At 67.8% G+C, this 4768-nt stretch carries 7 protein-coding genes; all 7 read left to right on the top strand.

Annotated elements, in window-relative coordinates; all coding sequences use genetic code 11:
• Positions 1 to 123: 123 nt before the first annotated feature.
• Positions 124 to 402, top strand: coding sequence for a type II toxin-antitoxin system RelE/ParE family toxin (locus VD811_03800; GenBank protein ID HXV20101.1), 279 nt, complete (start codon positions 124 to 126; stop codon positions 400 to 402).
• A 92-nt stretch (positions 403 to 494) separates the two neighbouring features.
• Positions 495 to 980, top strand: a complete 486-nt coding sequence (locus tag VD811_03795) for a YajQ family cyclic di-GMP-binding protein (protein ID HXV20100.1) — start codon at positions 495 to 497, stop codon at positions 978 to 980.
• A 10-nt stretch (positions 981 to 990) separates the two neighbouring features.
• Positions 991 to 2328, top strand: coding sequence for a 30S ribosomal protein S12 methylthiotransferase RimO (rimO, locus tag VD811_03790; GenBank protein ID HXV20099.1), 1338 nt, complete (start codon positions 991 to 993; stop codon positions 2326 to 2328).
• A 5-nt stretch (positions 2329 to 2333) separates the two neighbouring features.
• Complete coding sequence (locus VD811_03785; GenBank protein HXV20098.1) at positions 2334 to 3335, top strand: FAD:protein FMN transferase; 1002 nt, start codon at positions 2334 to 2336, stop codon at positions 3333 to 3335.
• Complete coding sequence (locus VD811_03780) at positions 3326 to 3721, top strand: NusG domain II-containing protein (GenBank protein ID HXV20097.1); 396 nt, start codon at positions 3326 to 3328, stop codon at positions 3719 to 3721. Before VD811_03785 ends, VD811_03780 begins: the two co-directional genes overlap by 10 nt.
• Positions 3702 to 4280: a Gx transporter family protein gene (locus VD811_03775; GenBank protein HXV20096.1), complete on the top strand. Its 579-nt coding sequence runs from the start codon at positions 3702 to 3704 to the stop codon at positions 4278 to 4280. Before VD811_03780 ends, VD811_03775 begins: the two co-directional genes overlap by 20 nt.
• On the top strand, positions 4277 to 4768 hold a 492-nt coding region (locus tag VD811_03770; protein ID HXV20095.1), incomplete at its 3' end, for an ABC transporter transmembrane domain-containing protein. The genes VD811_03775 and VD811_03770, both read left to right, overlap by 4 nt.

The following is a 4768-nucleotide window of genomic DNA, read 5'->3' as shown; positions in this document are numbered from 1 at the left end:
CTTCTGGAAGAGCTGGAGGACCGCGTCGATCTGGCGGCGGTCCGGGAAGCCTTGAAGGAACGCGACAAGGCCGTCTCCTATGAGGAATTCCGGAAGACCCTCGGACTCGGGGAAAAGTAATCCGTGTTCGAAATCAGAATCCTCCCCGCGGCTCAAAAAAGCCTCATCGAGCTGGCCCGGGCCGACCGTCGCCTCGCCCTTGCCATCGACAACGCCATTCGCGCCCTCTCCGAAATTCCCCGCCCACCCGGCTGCAAGCAGCTTTCCGGCTCGAAAGAACCGCCTCTGTACCGCATCCGGGTGGGTGATTACCGGATCATCTACGAGGTCCAGGCTGATGTCGTTCTGGTTTCGGTCATCCACATCGGGCACCGGAAGGATATCTATCGCGTACTCAAGTGAGGCGAGGGTTTTCGGGATAGAGGCTTTTTTTTCGAAACGGTTTCGTGTTATAAGTCATCGATTCAGTAAGCTTTCGCAGCGGAGGATTGCCCATGCCGAGTTTCGACATCGTTTCCAAGGTCGACATGCAGGAGGTCGACAACGCCGTCAACCAGACCCGCAAGGAGATCGAGCAGCGCTACGACTTCAAGGGGACGCACAACGAGATCGCCCTGGAGAAGGACGCCATCAACATCCTGGCGGCCGACGACTACAAGCTGCAGGCGGTGGTCGACATCCTCAAGGGGAAGCTGGTCAAACGCGGCGTTTCGGCCAAATGCCTCGATTTCGCCAAGAAGGAGCCGGCCTCCGGCGGTGCGGTGCGGCAGAAGGTCGGCATCGTCCAGGGCATCTCCAAGGAGAAGGGGAAGGAGATCATCGCCCTGATCAAGGAGACCAAGCTCAAGGTGCAGCCGCAGATCATGGAAGACCAGGTGCGGGTGACGGGAAAACAGATCGACGATCTGCAGGAGGCCATCCAGTTCCTCAAGGGGAAGGATGTGGGGATCGAGCTGCAATTCATCAACTTCCGCCAATAACAGGAAATCCATGAAACAGAAAGTGAGTCTGGTCAGCCTCGGCTGTCCGAAAAACCTGGTCGATGCCGAGGTCATGCTGGGGCATCTGCCCGCCGACCGGTTCGAGATCGTCACCGACGAGGCCCAGGCCGACATCATCATCGTCAACACCTGCTCCTTCATCAAGGAGGCGAAGGAGGAGTCGGTGGAGACCATCCTCGAGGTGGCCGACCACAAGAAGAGCGGCCGCTGCCGCCTGCTGGTGGTGACCGGTTGCCTCCCCCAGCGCTACCAGGAGGAACTGGCCAAGGAGCTGCCGGAGGTCGATCTCTTCATGGGGACGGGGGATGCGCCGCGCATCGTCGAGCTGCTCGATGCCCGCAGCCGCGGCAAGGAGACGCTGCAGTCGGTCGGCCTGCCCGAATACCTCTACGACCACACGACGCCGCGCGTCCAGTCCTCGCCGTTCTACTCGACCTACGTCAAGATCGCCGAGGGGTGCGTCAACCACTGCTCCTACTGCATCATTCCGCAGCTGCGCGGCACTCTTCGGTCCCGTTCCGTCGCCTCGGTCGTCGAGGAGGTGCGGCGGCTGGTCGGCGCCGGGGTCAAGGAAGTGAACCTGATCGCCCAGGATGTCACCGCCTACGGCGCCGACCGCGATGACGGCGCCCGCCTGGAGGAGCTGCTGCGTGAGCTGGTCAGGATCGAGGGTCTGCAGTGGCTGCGCCTGCTCTATGCCTATCCCGACGGCATCAGCGACGAGCTGCTCGACCTGATGGCCGCCGAGGAGAAGATCTGCAACTACCTCGACGTTCCCCTGCAGCACGTCGACGACACCATCCTCGCCATGATGAACCGCCGCGTCGACCAGGCCGCCATCCGCGAACTGCTGGCACGGATCCGCCGGCGGGTGCCCGACATCACCCTGCGCACCTCCTTTATCGTCGGCTTCCCCGGCGAGACCGAGGAGCAGTTTGGCGCCCTGCTCGACTTCGTCAACGAGGGGCATTTCGAACGGGTCGGGGTTTTCCGCTACTCGCGGGAGGAGGGGACGGCTGCCGCCACCCTCGAAAGCCAGATTCCGGAGCGCACCAAGAAGAGTCGCTACCAAAAGCTGATGAAGGCGCAGAGCCGGGTCTCCTTCCGCAAGAACCGGGCCCTCGTCGGCAACGTCGAGCCGGTGCTGGTGGAAGGCTTCAGCGAGGAGACCGAGCTGCTGCTGCGCGGCCGCAGCGTCCGCCAGGCGCCCGACGTCGACGGCCTGGTCTACATCACCAGCGGCCAGGCCGATATCGGCGCCATCGTCCCTTTGCGCATCACCGATTCCTCCGAGTACGATCTGATCGGCGAAATCGTCGAGGAATAGACTCCTTGTCCCTCACCCGCCCGCTGGTCATCCTCCTGCTCCTTGCCCTGCTCGGTTTCCTGGCGCTGCAGCGCTGCGCCGGGGAACGGCCGCAGCAGCTCAGCCGCAGCCGCATCCTGATGGGGACGGTGGTGGAGATCTCCGCCTTCGGCGCCGACCCGGGCCGGCTGGAAGCGGCGGTGGCCGACGCCTTTGCGGAGATGGCCAGAATCGAGGCCCTGATGCGGCCGGCGGGGGAGGGGAGCGACGTCGCCCGCCTGAGCGCTGCGGAGCAAGGGGCCGAGGTTGCTCCGGAGACGGCCGAAGTCATCGCCCTCGGGCTGCAGGTCGCCGCCGAAAGCGGCGGCGCTTTCGACATGGGGATGGGACGGCTCAAGGAACTCTGGGGGATCGAGACGGAAGCCCCGCGGGTGCCGACTCCCGCGGAGATCCGCCAGGCCCTCGCCGGCACCGGCCTGCGCGACCTGCGTCTCGACGGCCGCCGGGTCGAGAAGGCGCAGCCGACCCTGGCCGTCGATCTCGGCGCCATCGCCAAGGGGTATGCCGTCGACCGGGCCGTCGAACTGCTGCGCCGGGCCGGGATCGAGAGCGCGGCGGTCAACGCCGGCGGCAACATCCGGCTGATCGGCGACCACGGGGGCCGCCCCTGGCGCATCGCCGTGCAGCACCCCCGGGATGCCGCCGGGCAGCTGGCGCTGCTGGCGCTGGCCGACACCTCCGTGTCGACCTCGGGCGATTACGAGCGGTTCTTCGAGCGGGACGGCGTCCGCTACCACCACATCTTCGATCCGCGCACCGGCTACCCGGCCGGCCGCTGCCGGAGCGTGACGGTGGTGACGCCGAGCGCCGCCCTCGCCGATGCCCTGTCCACCGCCGCCTTCGTCCTCGGCCCGGAAGAGGGGCTCGCCCTGCTGCGGCGCTTCCCGGCGACGGAGGGACTGATCGTCGCCGCCGACGGTACGCCGCACGTGACGCCGGGGCTGGAGGCGAGGCTGACGTGGCGCTGAAGGCGATCTGGCGGCGGCTGACCCCCCTCGACCGGCTGGTGGTCCTGATCCTGCTGCTGGGCGTCGGCGCCGCCTTCTTTCTGGTCGGCCAGCGGCCGCGGGGCGCGCAGGTGGTGGTGGAGCAGGAGGGGCGGGTCGTCTTCACCGCGCCGCTCCGGGACGACCGCACCGTTGCCCTCCCCGGCCCGCACGGGGAGACGGTCGTGGCGATCCGCCAGGGCCGGGCCTGCATTGCCGCCGCCTCCTGCCCGAACAAGGTCTGCATGGGGATGGGAGAGGTCTCCCGCCGGGGGGAACTGATCGCCTGCGTCCCCAATGCGCTGCTGCTGCATATCGAGGGGGATGCCGGCGACGAAGCGAAGGACTATGATCTCCTCAGCCGTTGATCCTGCCGAACTCGAGCGCATCCGCCGCCGGATCTTTCTCGCCCTCTTCATCGCCCTGGCGGTGGCCCTGCACACCCTCGAGGCGCTGCTGCCGTCCCCCGCGCCCTGGTTCCGCCTCGGCTTCGCCAACATCCTCACCCTCACCGCCCTCTTCCTCTACGGGGGGCGCGCCGCCTGGAGCGTCACCCTGGCGCGGATCGCGGTCGGCTCCCTCTTTCTCGGCACCCTCTTCTCCCCCGGGTTTCTCCTCTCCCTTTCCGGGGGCGTGGCGGCCGTCGCCCTGATGACCGGGGCGCGGGCCCTCGCCGGCCGCCGTCTCGGGCCGGTCGGCGTCTCGGTTCTCGGCGCCGCCGGCCATGCCGCCGGGCAGGTGCTGATCGCCTGGCTGCTGCTGATCCGGCACGACGGCATCTGGACCCTCTTCCCCTTCCTGCTCCTCTTCTCCCTCGGCACCGGCATCGCCAACGGCGTCGCCGCCGACCTGCTGCTCGAGCTGCTGCGCGGCCATCCGGCCTTCGCCGGTCAGGCCGCACCGCCCCCGGGGGAGGGTGCGGCGTGAGCACCCTGCGCCGCCTGCTCCCCTACCTCGATGCCTACCGCGGCGCCCTCCTGGTCGGGCTCCTCTGGCTGGCAGCGACCAACGTCCTCTCCCTGCTCATCCCCTGGCTGCTCAAGCTGGGCGTTGATGCCGTGGCCGCCGGCCGCCCCGGCGAACTGCCGCTGCTTGCCGGCGTGCTGATGGCCGTGGCCCTGGTGCGCGGCGCGACCCGCATTCTTTCCCGGCGGCGCTACCTGCATGCCGCCCGCTGGATCGAGGTCGATCTGCGCCGCGACCTGCTGGCCCGGCTGCTCGCCGTCGACGCCCGCTTCCTGGACCGGCACCGCACCGGCGACCTCCTCTCGCGTTTCACCAACGACCTGGCCAATGTGCGGATGTTCGCCGGTTTCGGCGTGCTGACGCTGATCAACACCGCCCTGCTCTACGCCTTCACCCTGGTCATGCTGCTGCGGCTCTCGCCGGGATTGACGGCGGTGGCGCTGCTCCCC

It is taken from the genome of Desulfuromonadales bacterium, from assembly GCA_035620395.1.
In the GTDB taxonomy this organism is placed as follows: Bacteria; Desulfobacterota; Desulfuromonadia; order Desulfuromonadales; family DASPGW01; genus DASPGW01.
Note: the sequence above shows the minus strand (reverse complement) of the source record. Positions and strands in the feature narration are given on the sequence as shown.